Annotated in this window: 17 protein-coding genes and 2 pseudogenes; 10 read left to right on the forward strand and 9 right to left on the reverse strand. The window is 54.8% G+C overall.

Going from position 1 to position 21,504, the window contains the following annotated elements:
* Positions 1 to 28 precede the first annotated feature (28 nt).
* Genes ACR0CZ_RS02410 through ACR0CZ_RS02420 form a run of 3 tightly spaced genes read left to right on the forward strand, consistent with a single transcriptional unit; the run spans position 29 to position 3,670 of the window.
* A complete protein-coding gene (locus ACR0CZ_RS02410; protein WP_170393893.1) occupies positions 29 to 1,006 on the forward strand; it encodes an ABC transporter permease in 978 nt (325 codons plus the stop codon).
* Positions 1,003 to 1,953, forward strand: a complete 951-nt coding sequence (locus tag ACR0CZ_RS02415) for an ABC transporter permease (RefSeq protein WP_170393891.1) — start codon at positions 1,003 to 1,005, stop codon at positions 1,951 to 1,953. The genes ACR0CZ_RS02410 and ACR0CZ_RS02415 overlap by 4 nt, the downstream gene beginning before the upstream one ends.
* 4 nt (positions 1,954 to 1,957) lie before the next feature.
* Complete coding sequence (locus tag ACR0CZ_RS02420; protein ID WP_170393890.1) at positions 1,958 to 3,670, forward strand: ABC transporter ATP-binding protein; 1,713 nt, start codon at positions 1,958 to 1,960, stop codon at positions 3,668 to 3,670.
* A gap of 31 nt (positions 3,671 to 3,701) precedes the next feature.
* On the opposite strand, the gene ACR0CZ_RS02425 is transcribed toward ACR0CZ_RS02420, so the two are convergent.
* Together ACR0CZ_RS02425 and ACR0CZ_RS02430 are read right to left on the reverse strand one after the other, a co-directional pair.
* Positions 3,702 to 4,424, reverse strand: coding sequence for a creatininase family protein (locus ACR0CZ_RS02425; protein ID WP_480852046.1), 723 nt, complete (start codon positions 4,422 to 4,424; stop codon positions 3,702 to 3,704).
* Between the two features lie 60 nt (positions 4,425 to 4,484).
* A complete protein-coding gene (locus ACR0CZ_RS02430) occupies positions 4,485 to 5,255 on the reverse strand; it encodes a transporter substrate-binding domain-containing protein (RefSeq protein ID WP_170393886.1) in 771 nt (256 codons plus the stop codon).
* A gap of 121 nt (positions 5,256 to 5,376) precedes the next feature.
* Between ACR0CZ_RS02430 and ACR0CZ_RS02435 the strand changes: the two genes are divergently transcribed.
* The 5 genes from ACR0CZ_RS02435 to ACR0CZ_RS02455 all read left to right on the forward strand — a co-directional run bounded on the left by ACR0CZ_RS02435 (position 5,377) and on the right by ACR0CZ_RS02455 (position 9,880).
* Positions 5,377 to 6,117: an amino acid ABC transporter ATP-binding protein gene (locus tag ACR0CZ_RS02435; protein ID WP_170407352.1), complete on the forward strand. Its 741-nt coding sequence runs from the start codon at positions 5,377 to 5,379 to the stop codon at positions 6,115 to 6,117.
* A 10-nt stretch (positions 6,118 to 6,127) separates the two neighbouring features.
* Entirely contained in the window at positions 6,128 to 6,889 is a 762-nt protein-coding gene (locus tag ACR0CZ_RS02440; RefSeq protein ID WP_170407354.1) for an amino acid ABC transporter permease, read from the forward strand.
* An 11-nt stretch (positions 6,890 to 6,900) separates the two neighbouring features.
* Positions 6,901 to 7,236 carry a carboxymuconolactone decarboxylase family protein gene (locus ACR0CZ_RS02445; RefSeq protein ID WP_170422754.1) on the forward strand — a complete coding sequence of 112 codons (336 nt, stop codon included), beginning with the start codon at positions 6,901 to 6,903 and terminating at the stop codon, positions 7,234 to 7,236.
* Positions 7,237 to 7,277: 41 nt separating this feature from the next.
* Positions 7,278 to 8,726, forward strand: a complete 1,449-nt coding sequence (gene phnY, locus ACR0CZ_RS02450; RefSeq protein ID WP_170393878.1) for a phosphonoacetaldehyde dehydrogenase — start codon at positions 7,278 to 7,280, stop codon at positions 8,724 to 8,726.
* A 140-nt stretch (positions 8,727 to 8,866) separates the two neighbouring features.
* Complete coding sequence (locus ACR0CZ_RS02455; RefSeq protein WP_170393875.1) at positions 8,867 to 9,880, forward strand: NAD-dependent epimerase/dehydratase family protein; 1,014 nt, start codon at positions 8,867 to 8,869, stop codon at positions 9,878 to 9,880.
* 63 nt (positions 9,881 to 9,943) lie between these two features.
* On the opposite strand, the gene ACR0CZ_RS02460 is transcribed toward ACR0CZ_RS02455, so the two are convergent.
* Together ACR0CZ_RS02460 and ACR0CZ_RS02465 are read right to left on the reverse strand one after the other, a co-directional pair.
* Entirely contained in the window at positions 9,944 to 11,026 is a 1,083-nt protein-coding gene (locus ACR0CZ_RS02460) for a DegT/DnrJ/EryC1/StrS family aminotransferase (protein ID WP_170393873.1), read from the reverse strand.
* A gap of 232 nt (positions 11,027 to 11,258) precedes the next feature.
* Positions 11,259 to 12,212, reverse strand: a complete 954-nt coding sequence (locus ACR0CZ_RS02465) for a Gfo/Idh/MocA family protein (protein ID WP_170393871.1) — start codon at positions 12,210 to 12,212, stop codon at positions 11,259 to 11,261.
* 163 nt (positions 12,213 to 12,375) lie between these two features.
* On the opposite strand from ACR0CZ_RS02465, the gene ACR0CZ_RS02470 reads away from it, so the two are divergent.
* The gene (locus tag ACR0CZ_RS02470) at positions 12,376 to 13,878 is read left to right on the forward strand and encodes a glycosyltransferase (RefSeq protein WP_170393869.1); all 1,503 of its coding nucleotides are present in this window, start codon (positions 12,376 to 12,378) and stop codon (positions 13,876 to 13,878) included.
* An 8-nt stretch (positions 13,879 to 13,886) separates the two neighbouring features.
* On the opposite strand, the pseudogene ACR0CZ_RS02475 reads toward ACR0CZ_RS02470, so the two are convergent.
* A pseudogene (locus ACR0CZ_RS02475) lies at positions 13,887 to 14,444 on the reverse strand (UDP-N-acetylglucosamine 2-epimerase).
* On the opposite strand from ACR0CZ_RS02475, the pseudogene ACR0CZ_RS02480 reads away from it, so the two are divergent.
* Positions 14,420 to 14,729, forward strand: a pseudogene (locus tag ACR0CZ_RS02480) (transposase); the annotation flags it as partial. The pseudogenes ACR0CZ_RS02475 and ACR0CZ_RS02480 overlap by 25 nt on opposite strands.
* Before the next feature lie 74 nt (positions 14,730 to 14,803).
* Here the strand turns inward: ACR0CZ_RS02480 and ACR0CZ_RS02485 are convergent.
* The 4 genes from ACR0CZ_RS02485 to ACR0CZ_RS02500 form a co-directional block, all read right to left on the reverse strand.
* Complete coding sequence (locus ACR0CZ_RS02485) at positions 14,804 to 17,596, reverse strand: bifunctional aconitate hydratase 2/2-methylisocitrate dehydratase (RefSeq protein WP_480537097.1); 2,793 nt, start codon at positions 17,594 to 17,596, stop codon at positions 14,804 to 14,806.
* Between the two features lie 291 nt (positions 17,597 to 17,887).
* Entirely contained in the window at positions 17,888 to 18,376 is a 489-nt protein-coding gene (locus tag ACR0CZ_RS02490; protein ID WP_170393861.1) for an aminomethyltransferase family protein, read from the reverse strand.
* 1 nt (position 18,377) lies between these two features.
* The gene (locus ACR0CZ_RS02495; RefSeq protein ID WP_480537096.1) at positions 18,378 to 21,248 is read right to left on the reverse strand and encodes a 2Fe-2S iron-sulfur cluster-binding protein; all 2,871 of its coding nucleotides are present in this window, start codon (positions 21,246 to 21,248) and stop codon (positions 18,378 to 18,380) included.
* Positions 21,235 to 21,492: a sarcosine oxidase subunit delta gene (locus ACR0CZ_RS02500; RefSeq protein ID WP_170393857.1), complete on the reverse strand. Its 258-nt coding sequence runs from the start codon at positions 21,490 to 21,492 to the stop codon at positions 21,235 to 21,237. The genes ACR0CZ_RS02495 and ACR0CZ_RS02500 overlap by 14 nt, the downstream gene beginning before the upstream one ends.
* Between the last annotated feature and the right edge of the window lie 12 nt (positions 21,493 to 21,504).

Here is a 21,504-nt window from a genome sequence, read left to right on the forward strand (position 1 = left end):
TAGAGAGACCGATCTACGAGGGAAACATATGTTCGCATATATCGTCAGACGGATGTTCCAGTCCGTCATAGTGCTGTTGGTCGTGGGGTTGGTCGCCTTTTCGATGTTCCGATTTGTCGGCGACCCGATCGACAACATGCTGGGGCAAGAGCGCACGCAGGCCGACATTGACCGCCTACGGACCGAGCTTGGGTTGGACCAACCCTTTGTGGTGCAATACGCCAAGTTCCTGCAAGGCGCCGTTCAGGGCAATTTCGGTGTGTCTTATCGCCAGGGGCGACCGGTCTCGACCATCCTGGTGGAACGCGCTCCGGCGACGTTGGAATTGGCCTTTGTATCCGGCTTTCTTGCGATCACGATGGGCATTGCCCTCGGTGTCTTTACTGCAATCCGACGACAAGGGATCGCTGCCAATGTGATCATGACTGTTTCCTTGATCGGGGTTTCGCTGCCGACGTTCCTCATAGGTATCCTGCTGATCTATGTTTTCTCGGTTGAACTTGACCTACTGCCCAGTTTCGGGAGGGGCGAGACCGTTATGATTGGCAGTTGGTCCACCGGGTTTCTGACGACCTCGGGGCTCAAGGCGTTGATATTGCCTGCAATCACGCTGGGCCTCTATCAAATGACACTGATCATGCGGCTTGTCCGGTCCGAGATGCTGGAGGTTCTGCGCGCTGACTATGTCCGCTTTGCCCGCGCCCGAGGGCTGTCGGACCGGGTGATCAATTTCCGCCACGCGCTGAAGAACACTCTTGTGCCGGTGATCACCATCACGGGCCTGCAGCTGGGGTCGATCATCGCTTTTGCCATCATCACCGAAACGGTGTTTCAATGGCCGGGCGTGGGACTGCTGTTCATCAACGCGATCCAGTTCGTGGATATCCCCGTTATGGCTGCCTATCTGATGCTGATCTCGGTGATGTTCGTGACAATCAACCTGATTGTCGACCTTCTGTACTATGCCATTGACCCGCGCCTGCGTGTCGACGCGAGGGCCACATGACCGAAACGATGGAAACCCCGAAAGTCGCGCCTAAATCGCGCACGGCCAAGTTCTGGGATAGCGATTTCGCTTGGTCGTTCCGGCACTCTCCCGTAGCCATGATCGCATCTTTGGTCGTGGTCATTCTGGTGCTGGCGGCGATCTTTGCCCCGCTGATCGCGCCATATAACCCGTTCGATCCAGCAACACTGAACCTGATGAACGGGTTCACACCGCCAGGTACGCCCAATGCGTTCACGCAAGAGACCTTTTTGCTAGGCACGGATGACCAAGGGCGCGATGTGTTCTCGACCATCCTCTACGGGTTGCGCATTTCATTGTTCGTAGGTGCCTCTGCTGTGCTTCTTGCCTTGATCATCGGCGTGATCCTCGGTCTGATCGCTGCGTATTTCGGAGGTTGGATCGAGACGCTGATCATGCGTATCGCAGACGTGCAGCTGACGTTCCCGGCCATTCTGGTCGCAATGCTGATCTTTGGGATCGCCAAAGGGATCACTCCGCCGGAATACCGCGATGAGATGGCAATCTATGTTCTCATCATCGCGATTGCGTTGTCGGACTGGGTGCAGTTCGCACGCGTCGTCCGTGGTGCTGCTCTGGTTGAGAAAAACAAGGAATATGTACAAGCCGCGCGCCTGATCGGGCGTGGATCGTTCCCGATCATGTTCCGTCACATCCTACCCAATGTCCTCAGCCCTGTTCTTGTTATTGCGACCATCTCGCTGGCGCTGGCGATCATTGCTGAGGCCACATTGAGTTTTCTGGGTGTGGGCGCCCCCCCGACCCAGCCGTCGCTGGGAACACTAATCCGGATCGGGCAAGGTTTCTTGTTCTCGGGCGAATGGTGGATTTTGTTCTTCCCGGCCTGCACGCTTCTGGCCCTCGCCCTGTCGGTCAACTTGTTAGGCGACTGGCTGCGCGACGCGCTGAACCCAAAACTGCGGTGATTTCATGAGCCTTCTGACCATCCAAGACCTCACCGTCGAATTCCCGACCCGCCGCCAGCTGTTTACTGCAGTGGACCACGCCAGCCTTTCTGTCGAACCCGGTGAAATCCACGGACTTGTGGGCGAATCCGGGGCAGGTAAATCCACCATCGGCGCTGCGGTGATGGGCCTTCTGGAACGCCCAGGTCGCATCGCCAGCGGCCAGATTAGGCTGGGCGGCGATAAGATCAGCGGCATCGATGCCGAGGCGATGCGCGGGCTGCGCGGCAAGAAGATCTCGATGATCTTTCAAGACCCGCTTACGTCGCTGAACCCGCTATTTACAGTGCGCGAACAACTGGTCGAGACGATCCAGGCCCATCTGGGTGGATCCGAGGCCGAAGCAAGCAAGCGCGCCCGTGATTTGATCGACCGCGTTGGCATCCCAGACCCGGATACTCGGCTGGATCAGTACCCGCACCAGTTCTCGGGCGGCATGCGGCAACGCGTGGTGATTGCTCTGGCACTTTGCACCGAACCGGATGTGATCATCGCCGATGAACCCACGACAGCTTTGGATGTTTCGGTTCAGGCCCAGATTCTGGACCTGATCAAGGAACTGGCACAAGAGCGTCAGGTGGGTGTCATCCTGATCACCCATGATATGGGCGTGATCGCCGATACAACTGACCGCGTGACCGTGATGTATGCGGGCAAGGTGGTTGAAAGCGGCACCACGGCACAGGTGATGGGCCAGCCGCAACACGAATACACCAAGTCCCTGATCGCCGCCGTACCACGCCCGACGCTGAAACTGCATCGCTTCCCTCAGATCAGCTATGGCGGGCGTGAAACGCGTTTCGCGATCGAGGATATGGCACGCCACTGGCCCAAGGTGAATAACGACGCCAGCAAACCGATCTTTGAAATCCGCGACCTGACCAAGAAATTCCTGCAAAAGCGTGGATTACTGCCTTGGGATCGTACCTACTTCACCGCTGTCGACAACGTCAGCTTTGACATTCGCGCGGGCGAAGTCTTTGGGGTTGTCGGTGAGTCCGGATCGGGCAAGTCCACCGTCGCGCGTATGATCGCAGGGCTTTATCCCGTGGACGGTGGCACCATCACCTTTGACGGGCAACTGGTTAGCGATCTAAGCAATCGTGCGGTGCAAGACGAATACCGCAAGAACATCCAAATGATCTTTCAGGACCCCTACTCGTCTCTCAATCCGCGTATGCGGGTGGATGAAATAGTGGCGGAGCCGATCCGCCATCACCGCCTGATGGAAGGTGCCGACGTCAAGCGCCGCGTGGACGAATTGCTGGATCAAGTGGGTTTGGGGTCAGAGGCCGGGCTGAAATATCCGCATGAGTTCTCGGGCGGTCAGCGCCAGCGTATTTCGATTGCCCGCGCATTGGCGACACAACCCCGGTTCCTGATCTGCGATGAGCCCACAAGCGCGCTCGACGTTTCAATCCAGGCGCAGATTTTGAACATCCTGAAAGACCTGCAAGAGCATCTGGGCCTGACCATGCTGTTCATCAGCCACGACCTACCTGTGGTGCGCCAGATGTGTGACCGAGTTGCGGTCATGAAACAGGGACAAATCGTCGAGGTTCAGGACACCAGCGATCTGTTTGCCAGTCCGAAAACCGAATACGCGCAAGAACTGTTACGGTTGATGCCGAAACTCGATGACCTGTCGACTGACGGGCTTGGGGTCGAAGCAGGATAGGGCCGCGACACCCGTTGCAGGCGCTCCGTGACTAGAGGCCTTGTTCGAATGCCCGGAACTCGGCAGCGATAGCCGCAGCTGCTATCGCCAGCAGACGCTCGCCATCCTGAGGATTGGCCAAAGCTGAATGCGATCCAACGCGGCCATCCGGGAAGTCCGCGCGATGCTCGTCAGGTGGACCATGGCGATCCCCTGCGTGATCCCGGATGTATTCGGCGCTGAGTTTCTGGGGCGGCTCAGCGGCCTGATTGGCAGGCAATGGTCCAAGCAAAGACTGGGTTATGGCAATCTCCGAGGGGGTGGCGTGCATCCCTTCCCAATCTCCATAGAGCTGCTGTCGCAGAACATTCACTGCGTTCGGCTCCCACCAGCTACGGATCAGCAATTGACCACCGGCAATTTCGCTTTCGATCTGCCGAAGAGGCGCCAGATTGGCCCCGTGCCCATTCACTATGAACACTCCAACGAAACCTTGCTCCAAGAGCCCCCGGATCACCTCATCTGCGATGGTGCGAAAGGTTTCGGCTGAAATAGACACCGTTCCGGGAAATCCCGCGTTGAAAGGCGCTGGCGTGTAGGCCAGCGCCGGAGCGACGATACCCTCGCATTGCATGGCGGCAGCGAGTGCGACAGCCTCGGCGCAAATCGTGTCGGTGCCAATGCGACCCATCGGGCCGTGCTGCTCGGTCGATCCAACCGGCAGCAACACGGCCGCACCGGCATTGATACGAGTGTCAACCTCGTACCATGTCATGTGCTCAAGTTTCATGACTTTGAAAACTCTCGCAGGCGCTCCAGTTACTAGGGCCTCTGATCAGAGACCCCAGCGTTCCCGGTTTTCGTCAAAGAAGCCTTGGGCTTTTTTCACTTCAATCCAGTTGTTCACATAGTTGATCCAGACCTGATCACTTTGCGGCAACAGCATCGCGATAGGAGAAGGAGAACGCGGCCCGGCATTCTTGACGCGGACGACCGGGAACTTTGCTTCAAGGGTCGATCCCTCGATATTCGAGGTTATGAACACATCTGCACGACCGGCCAAGACCTCCTGAAAACCACGCGCAGGAGCTTCGACCACTTTGATATCCGCATCGGGGAACCATTCGCGCACGCGCTTTTCAAAGGTGGTGCCCAGGGTAGTAGCAACCTTCACGTCTGGCTTGTTGATCGAGTCGTAGCCATCAAATTTGTCGGCCTTTTCCTTGGTTGTGTAAGGAAACAACTCAACCGCGATGTAACTGTCGGAAAACCCTGCAACTTTCATGCGCGGAGGTGAGATAGAAGCCGAACCGGTGATGTGGTACTTCCCCGCTACCACACCATTGACCAATGTTTTCCAGTCGGTGGGCACATATTCGACCTCAACACCCAGATCAGCGGCCAGCGCGTTCATGATGTCGATATCATAGCCTTTATAGCTGTTAGTCGCCGGGTCGCGCAGTGACATCGGGTTCCAGTCACCGGTTGTCCCCACTTTCAGCACGCCGTCATCCAAAATTTCATTCAGAGCCGACTGTGCTTGCGCAGCGCCGCTGATCACAAGACCGAGCGCAGCCGCAGCCGCGACTTTAACAAAACGTTTCATGTGGTTCTCCCGTTGGTGGCGTTAGTCTTTTTATCACGACATTGCTTCTTGATTTAAGCGTAAAGAAAAAGATAACCTCAAGCAACTAATTAACTCATAGTAATCACAAGTGGGCCAGCAGATGCCAAACGCAGCGATCGAGCTTGTCGACGTAGACAAGTGGTTTGGCACATTTCACGTGCTCAAGAACATCAACCTGACAGTCAACAGTGGTGAAAAGGTTGTGATCTGCGGCCCATCCGGATCGGGTAAATCAACGGTCGTAAGATGCATCAATCAGCTTGAGAAACATCAAAAGGGCACCATCCGCATCGATGGGGTCGAACTGAACGATGATGCCAAATCTGCAGCCACCATCCGGTCAGAAGTTGGCATGGTGTTCCAGCAATTCAATCTGTTCCCGCATCTAACAGTGCTGGAAAACCTGACCCTTGGCCCCATCAAGGCCCGCGGGTTGAGCCGAAAAGAAGCCGAAGACAAAGCGCGCCACTACCTTGAGCGTGTTCATATACCCGATCAGGCCGACAAGCGCCCGATACAGCTTTCGGGTGGACAGCAGCAGCGGGTGGCAATTGCCCGTTCGCTTTGCATGGAGCCCAGGGTCCTTTTGTTCGACGAACCCACCTCGGCGCTCGACCCTGAGATGATCTCCGAGGTGCTCGACGTGATGGTCGAACTTGCCGAGGAAGGCATGACCATGGTTGTGGTGACCCATGAGATGGGATTTGCCCGAAAAGTGGCCGACAACATGGTGTTCATGGATGCAGGCGAGATTGTCGAACAAGGTAAGCCCGAGCATTTCTTCACCAATCCAAAGTCTGAGCGGTGTCAGAAATTCCTGAGCCAAATTCTACAGCATTGAGTTGGGTCCGATGAAAAAATCACTTCTCTTCCTTCCCCTTTTCTTGCTGATCACGGGCTGTTCGTCCTCACAGACCTGGGGTTGGTACGTCATTGACCCAACCACGGCTTCAGGCTGGACCAATGTAAAATTCCTGATTTCGGGCATGGGTGCGACCATTCAGATTTCGCTGATTGCGGCGATTTTGTCGATTGTCATTGGATTGCTGGTCGCCCTGCCGGGTCTGTCGGAAAAGCGCGGCTGGCGGCTGGTAAACCGGGTATATGTCGAATTTGTCCGCTCGATCCCTCTGTTGCCTATGCTGTTTTGGGTGTTCTACGGGTTGCCGATTGTCTTTCAGTCGATGGGTATGGACATCCCAATCGATCCCTTCTGGGGCGCAATTATCACCCTTGCGATATCGGACAGCGCCTTTACCGCCGAGATCTACCGTGCTGGTATACAATCTATCGCAAAAGGGCAAAGCGAGGCGGCGCAAACGATTGGCCTGAACTATTTTCAGACCATGCGCTATGTGATCCTGCCGCAAGCGATCCGGCGTATACTGCCACCGCTCGCCAACCAATTTATCTACATTGTGAAGATGAGCGCATTCGCCAGCGTCATCGGCATGCAAGAACTGACACGCCGTGCGAATGAGCTGGTAGTGACGGAATACCGCCCGCTTGAGATCTATACCTTGTTGATCTTCGAGTATCTGGTGCTGGTACTGATCATCAGCGCCGGTGTGCGTTGGCTCGAGCGCCGGATGGGTGCAGATGAGCGCGGATAAGGAGCAGAGAAATGGACTGGAAAGACTTCATGGCCGAGACCGAGGCCAATATTGGTGCATTCTCGAAAGAAGTGCCCGAAACCGTCCGTGGTTTTGGCATCATGGGTAAGGCCGCCAAAACAGATGGTGCGCTGAGTGAAAAGACAAAGGAATTCATGGCGTTGGGGATTGCCATCGCGACGCGCTGCGACAGCTGCATCGGTTTTCATGTCCGCTCATTGGTGCGGCTGGGTGCGACCCGCGAAGAGCTGTGCGAAGCGCTGGCTATGGCCACCTATATGGGCGGCGGCCCGTCTTACGCCTACAGCGCCAAGGCGTTGAAGGCGTTTGATGTGTTTTCAGAGTAATAGACCGGTAAGCGGTCCGATTTCATTGGATGGTTCTTGCCATGGCAGTCACCGAAATCCGTAATGAAGGGATGCGAATTGGTGGCGAGATCATCATTACCGCTGAGACCATCCCGGTTCACTACCCCTATACCAATGAGGTCGTGGGCCATGTGCCCGCAGGGCAGGCTGAACACGCGCGCCGCGCCTTCGAAATTGCGGCCAACTACAAGCCCGAACTGACCCGCTATGAACGCAGCCAAATCCTGCAAAGGGCTGGAGAGCTGATTGGTGAACGTCGCGATTACCTCACCAAATGGCTGGTGCTTGAGCTTGGCATCTGCCATCAACACGCGATCTACGAGACCAAGCGCGCGCAGGATGTCTTTCAATTTGCGGCGGCCGAGGCACTGAAGGATGATGGCGAAATCTTTGCGTGCGATCTGACCCAAAATGGCAAAGCCCGCAAGATTTTCACGATGCGCGAGCCTGTGACCGCAATCAGCGCGATCACTCCATTCAACCATCCACTCAACATGGTCAGCCACAAGGTTGCTCCGTCGATCGCCACCAATAACTGCATGGTCTGCAAACCGACCGAGTTGACGCCTCTGACCTGCCTGACGCTGGCCGATATCCTTTATGAGGCAGGCCTGCCGCCTGAGATGTTTCAGGTGGTCACTGGCTGGCCACAGGACATTGGGGATGAGATGATCGTCAATGAGAACATCGACATCATAACCTTCACCGGTAGTGTTACCGTGGGCAAGATGATCGCAGAGAAGGCGGTTTACAAACGTCAGGCGCTGGAGTTGGGCGGTAATGATCCACTGATTGTTCTGAATGACCTCAACGATGCCGATCTAGACAGGGCCGCAACGATCGCCGTAGCCGGGGCCACCGGCAATTCGGGACAACGCTGCACTGCGATCAAGCGAATACTGGTGCAAGAGAGTGTCGCGGACACCTTTGTGCCTTTGGTGCTGGAGAAGGCCAAAAAGATCAGGTTCGGAGATCCGCAGGATCCTGAGACCGAGCTGGGTTGCGTGATCCACGAGGAAGCGGCCAAGCTTTTCGAAGATCGTGTTCACTTGGCCCAGAAAGCGGGAGCAGAAGTCCTTTACCACCCCGGACGTCAGGGCGCGCTGCTGCCGCCGATCGTGGTCGACGACGTTCCCCACGACTCTGCGTTAGTGATGGAGGAAACTTTCGGCCCCATTATTCCCATCATTCGCGTGCCCGACGACGATGACGAGGTCATGCGCATCTCGAACTCTACTGTGTACGGCCTGTCGTCGGGGGTATGTACCAATGACCTGAACCGCGCAATTGCCTATATCAATGGGCTGAGCGTGGGCACCTGCAATATCTGGGAACAACCCGGATACCGTATCGAAATGTCCCCCTTTGGCGGCATCAAGGATTCGGGCAATGGTGTCAAAGAAGGAGTCATCGAGGCAATGAGGTTCTTTACGAATGTCAAAACCTACTCGCTTCCTTGGCCCGGTTGAAGACTTGTTGAAGATTGCAATGCACACCACTAGAGATTCATGCTCACTCAGCCATGAAATGACCGCTTGAGCCCTTCGGCTCTTGGCGTCATATGTGCCTTCGAACGCACGCGCGATGCCCCGAAACAAGGAAATACCTCATGCAAAAGGTTCTGATCACAGGTACTGCCGGATTTATCGGGTTCCATCTTGCCAAACTTTTGCTTGAGAACGGTTGCCGGGTTCATGGCTTTGACGGGATGACTGATTATTACGATGTCCGCCTCAAACAGAGCCGACATGCGCTGTTGCTAGAGAACCCAAATTTTTCGTGCGATGAAGGGATGCTGGAAGATACCGCCAAGTTCGACCAGATCGCTGATGCTTTTGAACCGGACGTGATCATCCACCTCGCGGCGCAAGCTGGCGTCCGATATAGCCTGGAGAACCCGCGCGCCTATGTCGAAAGCAATGTTGTCGGGACGTTCAACGTTATGGAAGCTGCGCGGCGGCACAAAGTGCGGCATCTGCTGATGGCTTCGACTTCGTCGATCTACGGGGCAAATCCTGACATGCCCTTCGATGAGTGCGAAAAAGCAGATCATCAACTCACTATGTACGCAGCCACCAAAAAGGCAAATGAAGCGATGGGACACTCCTATGCCCATCTTTGGAATATTCCGACAACAATGTTCCGCTTCTTCACAGTCTACGGTCCTTGGGGGCGCCCGGACCTTGCGTTCTTCAAATTCACGGACGCGATCCTCAACGACCGCCCGATAGACATCTACAACCACGGCGACATGTATCGTGATTTCACCTATGTGGATGACCTGGTGCGCGCAATCTCTCTGCTGATCGACGTTGTGCCTGTTCGCCCCAAAGCCCCCGAAGACATCGCCGAAGGTGACAGCCTGAGCCCGGTCGCTCCCTATCGCATAGTGAACATTGGAAATTCAGACAAAGTGCGTTTGTTGGATTTCATCGACGCCATCGAAGAAAGCCTCGGCAAACCCGCGATCCGAAACTATATGGAGATGCAGTTGGGCGATGTGCCTGCAACTTGGGCCAATGCCGATCTGCTGCATCGCCTGACCGGTTATCGCCCAAAAACCGAAATCAGGGACGGCATACAGGCCTTCGTGGACTGGTATCGCGCATATTACGGTAAATAGAACCTGCGAACCTGCCTAAACCTGAATTCGCCGGCCCCAGCACCGATTAAACCGTCAGCGCGATCAGATCGCTTTTTTCAGTGCCTCGATTATCTGCTCTTGCGAATTCTCCTGCAGATACGGGTGCATCGGCAGGCTAATCACTGTTGCGGCGGCCTGATCGCCAACAGGCAAATCGGCATTTGGGTCAGAAACAGCTGGTTGCTTGTTCAACGGCAGTGGATAATGCACAGCGGTCGGAACCCCGGCGTCTTTGAGCTTAGCTTGCACATCCTCACGATTGTCCACGCGTATCGTGTACTGCGCCCAGGCGCTGGTCGCCCCCTCCATCAGCGTCGGAGCGGCGATATTGGTTTCCTTCAGTAGCACTTTGTAACGGTCCGCGACGGTGTCTCGCAGGACCAGTTCATCCTCGAAAATATCCAGCTTGCACAGCAGGATCGCAGCCTGCAACGTGTCCAGGCGGCTGTTAACGCCAACCCTGATATGGTGATAACGCCGGTCCTGCCCGTGCCGGGCAATCTGGCGAAGAATGATGCTCAGATCATCGTCCGAGGTGAAGATAGCACCACCATCGCCGTAGCAGCCAAGGGGTTTCGATGGGAAAAAGCTGGTGCAGGAAATCGTTGACAGGTTTCCTGACCGTTTGCCACGCAAAGATCCGCCAAAGCTCTGAGCAGCATCCTCGATGACAGGTAAGCCGTTTGCCACAGCTACCTCGTTAATTCGTTCGAAATCAGCAGGTTGGCCATACAGCGACACCGGTATAATTGCCTTTGTCCGGGGTGTGATCGCAGCGTCAAGCTTGTTGGGATCAATGTTATAACTAGTCTGGTCAATATCGACATAAACCGGCTTTGCGCCCAGCAATCTGACGGCTTCAGCCGTGGCGATATATGAAAATCCGGGCGTGATGACCTCATCCCCCGGCCCGACCTCAAGCGCCATCAAGGCAATTTGCAATGCATCCGTTCCATTGGCGCAAGTGATGCAATGTTTGGCACCCGTAAAGGCAGTCAGCCGTGCCTCTAGTTCAGCCACTTCTGGGCCAAGAATGTACTTCCCATGCGCCAACACATTGGCAATGCCGGCATCAAGCTGATCCTTGATACGTTTCTGTTGTTCCGCCAGGTCAATAAATTGCATCGCTAAAACGCCCTATTGGTTCTTGAGGAATTTCTGCAAGCTGTACCTCTGCAGTTTCCCATACATAATCCGGCACCGCTCGACCATGTTTATTCGTCGGCAAAGACTTAATACAACGGGTCTGTTTGGCACGAATTACCGCAGTACTAATAACTGGGCGGACCGTTTCCCTGTATTGCCCAGTGCCCAAAACGTCATGGGTGGTGGGATAACATGCAGACGATCCGTTTGATCAGAGTACCTTGCTGCTCATCAGCTTCGGATGCTGCTCACCTTTGCTTGCTTCGATCGAGGCATTGCGGATATGGCTGACCATCGCAATTGCAGGCCGGTTTTCATTCAATCCAAACCCGTTCCCGTTCAGAATCTCTTCGTAGCTTCGCGTATGCAAGTCGGCAAATCCGCCCGAGAATTCGATCTCTTCCCCATCAATAGTGATGGAGCGATAAGTTCTGGCTCCGGTTTCTCGCGCCTCTGCCGGAACGTCATTTACGTCCAGCGACAAGAACCAACGGCACCGGGCGTGTTCAAACTCAAGATAGCCCGCGGCCTTGGTCGGGGCATTGAGATGCACATGGTTCGCCTGAAGATCTCCGAAGAGGAAGTGCAGCATGTCAAAGAAATGCACGCCGATGTTGGTGGCAATACCGCCAGATTTGCGGACATCCCCCTTCCAGCTCTCCAGATACCAACGTCCACGGGACGTGATGTAAGTCAGATCGACCTCGTACTTGGTATCCTTGGGGCTGTTTCGAATCTTGTCCCTCAGAGCAATGATCGAGGGATGTACGCGCAACTGCAGGATCGTGTTTACGGTCTGTCCAGTCGCTTGCTCAATCGCTTCCAGGCCATCGATATCCTCTGGGTTCAACACCAGCGGCTTCTCACAGATCGCATCGGCGCCAGAACGCAATGCAAACCGCATGTGGCTGTCGTGGAGGTAATTCGGCGAGCAGATCGAGACATAATCAATTTTGCCCGCTTCGCTGCGACGTAACATGTCAACATAGCGATCAAAACGCTCAAACTCTGTGAAAAAATGTGCATCGGGGAAGTGGCTATCGATAATCCCAACGGAGTCGCTTGTGTCCAGAGCAGCCAACAACGTGTTTCCGGTATCCGTTATCGCCTTCATGTGGCGCGGCGCGATGTATCCTGCGGTTCCTATTAGTGCGAAGTTGCTCATTCGGTGCGTCCCAAGTGCTCAAATTGTGCTACAGCGCTTCCAAGAATTTCTTTGGGAAGTCAATAGACGCAGGCATTTCAAGCATCGCCAATCACGCTGGAAACCCCCATCAACCTCTGTTAGAGCGGTTCGGAATTGTCAGAGCTAGATTGATCTTCGACCGATGTCAGACACCCGCCCCAAATCTCAAAAAACCGTTTTCTGTCTTACCTACCACGAGATAACGGCGGATGCGCGCGTTCTTAAAGAAGCGCGCGCGCTTCAAGCAGCGGGCCATAACGTACATATCTTCTGCGACTGGCCAGGGGGCTTGCCGCAAGAAGACAGCATCGATGGCATTCGGATCACTCGATTCAACTGGCAGTCTTGTGAGAACATCACTGAAAAATTGCTTGAACGTTTCTCGTTTATGGAGCGCACGTCCGCTCAAGTCGAGCAACGTGTCGTACCGTATGTCGAATCCGCTATTCAGCTGAATTCTTTGAAAACCTGGTTGAAGACTTTTCTGACGGACGAAGACGTCCAAAAGCTTGACCCTATGTACTACAAAAACTTCGGCGGTGATGAAAGGCGGGCTAGAAAACTCGTACACAAGCGGCTGCTTTGGAAAACACGGCTTGGACTTGGATTTGGAAAAGGCCCGAAAAACCTCAAGTCATTTATGTTGATGGCCCGAAAAGTCAGAGAAAATTTCTTTAAACTCTATCAGTTGGAATCATTGATTTACGCAGAAAACCTTTGCCACCTTAAATTTGATGAGGTCCCTGATGTCATCCACGCTCATGATATATATTGTCTCCCTGCAGGCGTCGTACTTGCCAGGCAGTTCAACGCAAAACTTGTTTATGACGCCCATGAGTATGAGCCCGCGCGCGCTACAAAGAACCCGTCGAATGGATCGAACTTCGCCGAAAGCCTAGAAGACGATTGCCTCCCCTTCGTCGACTATATGATCACCGTATCGTCGTCCATCGCAGATTTGTATGCCAAACGCTTCAAAGATAGTCCGACACTTATCCTCAATGCTCCAGAGATAGATGTCGATTACATGGAGAGTCGTAATAAACAGGAGTTGGATCAGCTTTCAATCCGTGCTCAGGCAAACGTTGCTGACGGGTCGCCCTTGATTATTTTTACTGGCGGCATTCAAACGTCGCATCGTGGGCTAGATAAAGTCCTTGAGGCTCTGGTTCAACTTCCTGAGGTCAAGTTAGCTACGATGGGGCCACGAAACCATAGAAACGACAAGTGGTTCATGAGTGTCGCTCATGACTTAGGAGTGGATGATCGCGTTACCTTGCTTCCACCAGTGGCTGCTCCAGATGTACCCATAGCGATTAGTACCGCAGATGTTGCCGTCATTCCGATTCAAGATGCGTCATTAAGCTATCGGTTTGCAATGCCCAATAAGCTGTTCGAAGCCGCGTTTGCAGGATTGCCGATCTGCGTCTCCGATCTTCCCGACATGCGCCGTTTTACAGAATCGCTCGGTTTGGGGCGAGCAATGGATGAAACCGACCCCCAGAGCATTGCTGAAGCTATTCGGGATGTCCTTGATCATCCTGAACGCTTTACGTTGAGCGCCGACAACAGAATGAAGCTTTGGGAGTCCTACAGCTGGCCCGCGCAAGCCAAGAAGTTGGCGGCGCTCTATGACGGTATTTAAGACGGTATTTAAGCTCGCGCGGCCAATATCTGTGCGATTTGTTGTGATGCGGTTCCATCACCATAGATTTCCACCTGATTTCCGGTAGTCCCTATCGTACTGACGGTTCCACCTTCGATATTCCCTTCCATGGGCGAATCGACACGATTCCAGCCGCTTTCATCAAGCACAATCGACCCTGTTTCCGTTCTAATAGTGACGCATGGGACGCCGTAGAGATACGCTTCTTTCTGCATTCCGCCAGAGCCCGTAGAAACCAGCACCGCATTGCTTTCTAGAGCGACCATATCCAAGTACCCGACTGTGTTTATCGTTTAGACATATTCGAATTTACGACCGATTCCATTTATCCTTGCGGCAGTACGTTGATGAAATGGCAAGACAACCGGATTTTGTTTCGCAACCGCCTCCAGACCATCCACAATGCTTGTCAACGTTTCTAGCGAACCCGTATTTTTAGCTCTATGGATCGTCGCGAGTATGAATCCCTTTGCGTCAACCCCAATGTCAGTCAAGATCGTTGATTTCTGCTTGGACTCACCTCGCAGATCGCGGCTCTGATGCAAACCAGTTCAGGGAGTCTTCACAAGACAAGGGGATACGCGCTGGCATTCCAGGCCGAAAGCAACAAAGTACAACTTCAAATACGACAAACGCAGATGCAAGCGGCAAAACCGCGTTGAAATCATGTTCAGCAGGCTCAAGGGCTGTAGACGCGGCGCAACGCGCTATGAAGGCTGCCCAAAGGTCTTTCTCGCAGACATCGCTCTCGCGGAAACCGTCTCTATTGGTTGGGGATCATGACCCTACTGAAATGGCTAAATCTCATTCCGCAATACAAGCATTGCTAGACTTATCGATTCAGAATGGATTCTATTAGACAGCATAAGGCCGGTGCGCCTGAGCGGCGACCGGCCTTTTCCAATCAGAAATGTGCCGAATTGGAATTTGCGGGCTTGGCGACCGGAGGTGCAAAGCGGGTCAGGTCGATCCCTTCGACAGCGGCCTTGTATTCCTCGATTTTCGGAGTTCGCCCGAGGATGGCAGACAGTACAACTACCGGTGTGGAAGCCAGAAGGGATTCACCTTTCTTATCTTCCGAGTCCTCGACAACACGCCCTTGGAACAAGCGGGTAGATGTCGCCAGAACAGTATCACCTTTCTCAGCCTTTTCCTGATTACCCATGCAAAGGTTGCAGCCCGGACGCTCAAGATACAGCGTATTTTCGTATTCGGTTCGCGCTGATGTCTTGGGGAAAAGATCGTCGAATTCGAAACCGGAATATTCCTGAAGAATGCTCCACTCACCTTCTTCCTTCAACTCATCAACTATGTTGTAGGTTGGCGCCGCGACGACCAGAGGGGCCTTGAATTCAATCTTGCCCTCCTTCTTCTCAAGGTTCTTAAGCATCTGCGATACGATGATCAGATCACCCTTGTGGACCATGCAAGATCCGACAAATCCCAGATCCACTTTCTTTTCCCCTTTGTAGTAGGAAACAGGCCGGATCGTATCGTGCGTATAACGCTTGGAGACATCCGCGTTGTTCACATCAGGGTCGGCGATCATGGGCTCGTTGATCTCGTCCAGATCAACGACCAGCTCGGCAAAATACTCGGCATTTTCATCCGGCCTCAGGGCTGGAACTGCGCCGGATCTGATCTCGGCTATACGTGCGTCGGCTTTGTCGATCAGGCCTTGCAGGGTCCGCGCCTCATTCTCCATGCCCTTGTCGATCATGATCTGAATCCGACCTTTGGCGATTTCCAGTGACTCGATCAGGGTCTCGTCTTCGGAAATACAGATCGAAGCCTTCGCCTTCATCTCGGCCGTCCAGTCGGTGAAGGTAAAAGCCTGATCCGCCAGCAGGGTTCCGATATGAACTTCGATAATACGCCCTTGGAACACGTTATCGCCGAAAGCCTTCAGCATCTGCGCCTGTGTCGCGTGGACCACGTCGCGGAAATCCATGTGATCGGCCATTTTGCCTTTGAACGTCACCTTCACAGATTCCGGAATGGGCATGGTTGCTTCGCCCGTGGCCAGTGCCAAGGCAACGGTGCCCGAATCCGCTCCGAAAGCCACACCTTTGGACATGCGCGTGTGCGAGTCGCCCCCAATGATGATGGCGCGATCATCCACGGTGATATCGTTCAGAACCTTGTGGATCACGTCGGTCATCGAGTGATATTCACCCTTGGGATCGCGCCCTGTGATCAGGCCGAAATTGTTCATAAACGCCATCAGTTTGGGGATGTTGGCTTGCGCCTTCTTGTCCCAGACCGAGGCGGTGTGGCAACCGGACTGATACGCACCATCGACGGTTGGAGAAATCACGGTCGCCGCCATCGCCTCAAGCTCTTGCGAGGTCATCAGGCCAGTGGTGTCCTGCGATCCTACGATGTTGACCTTGACCCGTACGTCCGACCCGGCGTGCAAGACCGTGCCTTCCACTACTCCCAAAGCGTTGCGGTTAAAGATCTTTTCGACCGCGGTCAGGCCCTGTCCATCTCGGCTGATCTCTTTCGAAGGCGCAAATGCCGACTTCAGCTCGACTCCCAGTGTCTGTGCTGCAAATGTTTGCAACTTCTTGCCGAACACGATGGCGTAGGATCCGCCGGCCTTCATGAACTCCTGCTTTTGCGGAGTGAAGGACGAGGCAATATCAACAAGCTCTTTGGCGCCATCGGCGTCATAAAGCTTTTTGTCTTTCGTATTGATCGTGAGCACTGTCCCGGTTTCGACCGAGTACTTTTGCTCCAGGATAGGGCTGTCGTCATTGTTGAGGATCGGATTCCCCTCGGAATCGACTTTTTTGACCCAGTTTTTCAGGTCGATACCAATCCCGCCCGTCACACCAACGGTGGTCAGAAAGATCGGAGAGATACCGTTCGTGCCGGCCACGATCGGGGCAATGTTTACGAATGGCACATATGGGCTGGCCTGCTTGCCGGTCCAAAGCGCCACGTTGTTGACACCCGACATCCGGGACGAGCCAACGCCCATTGTCCCTTTCTCAGCAATCAGCATCACGCGTTTATCTGGGTGCTGGCGCCGTAATTCTTGAATCTCGTCTTGCGCTTGCTGCGAGATTAAGCACTTGCCATGCAGCTCCCGATCCGAGCGCGAGTGTGCCTGGTTGCCCGGCGACAGCAAGTCAGTCGAAATATCGCCCTCGGCAGCGATATACGTGACAACTTTGATCTCTTCCTCGATATCGGGCAGCTTGGTGAAGAACTCGGCCCGCGCATAGCTTTCAAGAATGTCGCGTGCGACCGGATTTCCGGCAGAAAACGCCTCCTTCAAACGATCCGTATCAGCCTCATATAGGAAGACCTGTGTTTTCAGCACTTCAGCCGCCTGCCCTGCGATCTCGGGATCACCACCCAAAGCCAGATCAAGAAGAACCTCAACCGAAGGACCGCCTTTCATGTGCAACAACAGTTCAAAGGCAAAGGGTACTGAAATTTCGTCAACCAGCGCTTCGCCCAGAATGATCTCTTTCAAAAAACGTGCCTTCTCGCCAGCGGCGCTGGTCGTGCCGGGCAGCGTATTATAGATGAAATAGTTTAGAGAATCCGCACGATGCGCATGATCGACGTCCTTGATCTGTGTAACAAGCTCTTTGACAAGCGCGCCGTCATCAATCGGTTTCGGATGCAGACCCTGCGCTTTGCGGGCTTCAATTTCGTCGAGGTAGTTGGTGTAAAGGCTCATGGCTCGTTCCGGTATATGTGGCTCGATTAGCAGGGGCTCAAAGACGTTATGAACGCCCGAGGATCCTAATTGTATGCGGCGGTATACTAAATGACCGGAACTTGCAAGCCTTGCACCTGTGGCGCGATGTCCCGTCTAAAAGCAACACTTCACAAAGGATTTTGTGCCAGCCAATGACTTTCGATAAGTCCGCTATGTCCTTATCTGAACCCTGTTCCCGGACGATATGCATATAGACCGCCGTGATAATGAATAGCCATAAGGCGTAAACCGCCCCTGCTTCGAATTGCGTCAGGCAGTTGCTCGGGTCAGATAATCCTGAACCATGTCGCCAAAACTCTGTTCAACCGCAAACTCAAAACCAGCCTCGCAGCGCATCACAAGTGCTTTTAGGCCAAACAACTCGGAATAGGTTACTGCGTCTTCATCAAAAGCAGTGACATGCAGATCAAGCGGGCAGGCAATAGCCATCACTTCAGCGGCTTGGGGTCCGGCGACACTAAAGAAGGTAAGGGTGTCCGATATCCGCACTATACTGATGTCCGCAGGGCAATCCGTTGGTTTGAGCTGTGCTTCCAGTGCCTCTTCCAGTTCCAGCGAAGCACGTACAATCCAGTGATTGCGTCCAATGTGATATACCTCAAACGCTTCCTGCATCGCCCTTGTGTTCGGGCGGTTTGGCAGAGAAAATTCGGCCCAATTTTGAACGACCTCGGGATCCCCTTTGAGGTCAAACAGCGCATTCAGGGTTTGGCGTTCGATCTTGACGTCGTAGCTCATCTCAGGACCTCAGGCGCTGACCCTCTGGGTCATGGAATACAGGCTTTGTGATGGTCACCGGGATCACCTCGTCTTTCAGCCGAACATGCGCGGTTTGCCCGTGTCGCTCCTGCCCGTTCTTCAGCAACGCCAGGCCAACCCAGCGATTGTTGACGACGCTCCAGACGCAGGCGGTAACCAATCCTTCGGTCGCTTCTTTGCGACCTTCAGGGGTCAGTGGCGCGCCTTCGGGCACTTGCTTGTCAGGGTCTTCGGGCAAGATGCCGACCAATTCCCGGCGTTCCCCTACCGCTTCACGGCGCAAGTGGACCGAGCGCTTGCCTAGGTAGTCGGGCTTTTTCTTCGACATTGCCCAGCCCATGCCCAGGTCATAGGCGTCCACGGTACTGTCGACCTCGTGCCCCAGCGAAAGAAAGCCTTTTTCCACACGCAAGACATGGCTGGATTCCGATCCTACAGGCAGGATACCAAAGGCTGCACCAGCCTCCATCACCTTGTCCCACAAGGCGGCCATGTGGCGTGGGGCAACGTTGACCTCAAAGGATAGCTCACCGGTGAAACTGACGCGCACAACCCGCGCAGGGAACCCCGCAACCGTACCGTCCCGGAACGACATGAAGGGGAATGCCTCGGGCGACAGATCGATATCCGTACACAGCGCGAGCATGACATCGCGCGCGCGGGGTCCACAAATGGCGGCGTTGTTCCACTGGCTTGTCACAGTTGTGATCATGACTTGCCAGTCAGGAAACTCGGTCTGAAGCAGCTTTTCCATGTGCTGGTTGACGGCGTCTGCATGGCCCGTTGAGGTCGAGATCATCCAGCGGTGCTGATCCAGCCGAAAGGCCACCCCGTCATCTATGATCAGACCGTCATCCGACAACATAAGACCATAGCGACCATCGCCGGGCTTCAGGCTGGACATGATGTTCGAATACAGAAAATCCAGAAAGCGCGGAGCATCGCGCCCTTTAAGCTCGAACGTGCCGAGCGGCGAACCGTCGTATACGCCAACGCCGTCACGCACCGCGCGGCATTCCCGGTTCACCGCCTCTTGCAGGCCCTCACCGGGTTTGGGAAAAAACCCCGGACGGCGCCATCGGGCACCAGCCTCATACATCACTGCGCCATAATCCTTGTTCCATTGGGTCACCGGCGTGTGCCGGTAGGGGAACAACACCGAGTCCTCACGCAGCCCCCCAATCGCACCGAATGAGACCGGCGTGTAGGGAGAGCGGAATGTCGTCGTGCCAACATCTTGCAATAGAACGCCCTTTTGCAGAGCAACGGTGCCAATAATGTTGATATTGCCCGTCTTGCCCTGATCTATGCCCATCCCGCCAGTGGTGTAGCGTTTGACATGTTCCACGTTGTCATATCCTTCACGCAGCGCCAGATGCACATCGCTGACCGCAACATCGTTCTGAATATCCAGGAATGCCTTTCCACGTTGCCCTGGCACATTTACGCGCCATAGCGGTTCAATCGAACAAGGCAGCTCTGAACCGTCATCGATGATCCGATCCAGTGTGAGATCCCCCGCCGCCGCGCCGACGGCCCGACAGGATTGAATCGGTTGATCGGGCAAAAACGCAGCGAGTTCTTCATCAAACCGAAGTGTGCTGCGGGACTGAGACCACAGGTGCACCGTCGGATTCCAACCGCCGGAATGAGCCAGCAAGTCGCAGTCGATCCAGGTGCCTGCGCCCCCGGACTTGGGAACGGCCTTGACAGCACGGATGCTTTTGTACCCTCGGATATCGGCGGCTACTGTTCCGGCATGGACAGTTATCCCCAACACCAGATCAAGAGCTTCCCTTGGAACCGTGTCGCGGCTATCGAGGATCGCGTTAACCGTTACCTCAGCTGCGACCAGATCGGCGGCCACTGCGTAAGCGCTGTTGTTGTTGGTGAACAGAACCACACTCTGACCGGGTGTCACGCCCCAACGATTAACATAGGCCTGCACGGATGAGGCCAACATGACGCCCGGCCTGTCATTATTGGCAAACACCATCGACCGTTCCGTGGCCCCGGTGGCAATCACCACCTCAGCAACACGGACCCGCCAGTTGCGTTCTAGAATGCTGGCCTGATCGGGCTCGCGTTCATTGACGATCACTAGGTTGTGTTCGCGATAGGCCCATACGGTCGCGTTCTGAAGATGGGTGACGTTTGCCATTTGGCTTAGTTCTTCAACCGCTTCGTCTACCCAATCCATCGCCGAACGCCCGCCAATGGTCAGGGTGCGGTTCAGGAGGCTGCCGCCCGCTTCGGTTCCCTCGTCTGCGAGGAAGACTCGCTTGCCTGCCAGACCAGCCTCAAGTGCAGCTTGCAGGCCGGCGGGACCTGCACCTGCAATCAAGACATCTGCATGAGCGTAGCGCGCTTCGAAATGCCCCGATGAAGGCGGTTGCGCAGGCGCTGCTGCCAGCCCCGCCGCCTTGCGGATGTATGGTTCAAACAGATGCCAGTTAGGCCATTTGAAAGTTTTGTAGTAGAAGCCCGCAGGAATAAAACGGCCAATCAATTGATTGATCCCGCCCAGATCAAACTCGGGCGATGGCCAGCAATTGACCGAGCGTGCATTCAGCCCTTCGCGCAATGGAACCGTGGTCGCTGGACGGTTGCCCGAGCCGTCCTCGCCTTCCAGCTCCACAAGGGTTCCCGGCTCTTCAGGCCCGTGTCCGATAATGCCGCGTGGGCGGTGGTACTTGAAACTACGGGCTGTTACTCGCACCCCGTTCGCCAGCAGGGCCGAGGCCAGAGTGTCCCCTTCGAACCCTTCGTAAGTTTTCCCATTGAACTGGAACGTCAGAGGGCGGCTTCGATCAACACGACCACCCACCGCGCGGCGATTAATCTGAGCCATCGGGCACCTCCACAATGTCATGTGTCACGGTATCCCGCCAGATTGTCAGCCACTCGCCGCAGCCCCGTGCGTGCCACCACCGCTCTTGCACAGGCCCCATCGGGTTGGGCGTTATGGTCAGGTATTCGACCCAATCAGCATCGCTGACGGCGTTGGTATCGGGTCGAGCAGCTCCGACCGGGCCGCCATAGACGAACTCGCTTTCATTGCGCTTGCCACAGAATGGGCAGGGGATGAGCATCATGATCCTGTCCCT

The organism is Ruegeria sp. H9, assembly GCF_056532915.1.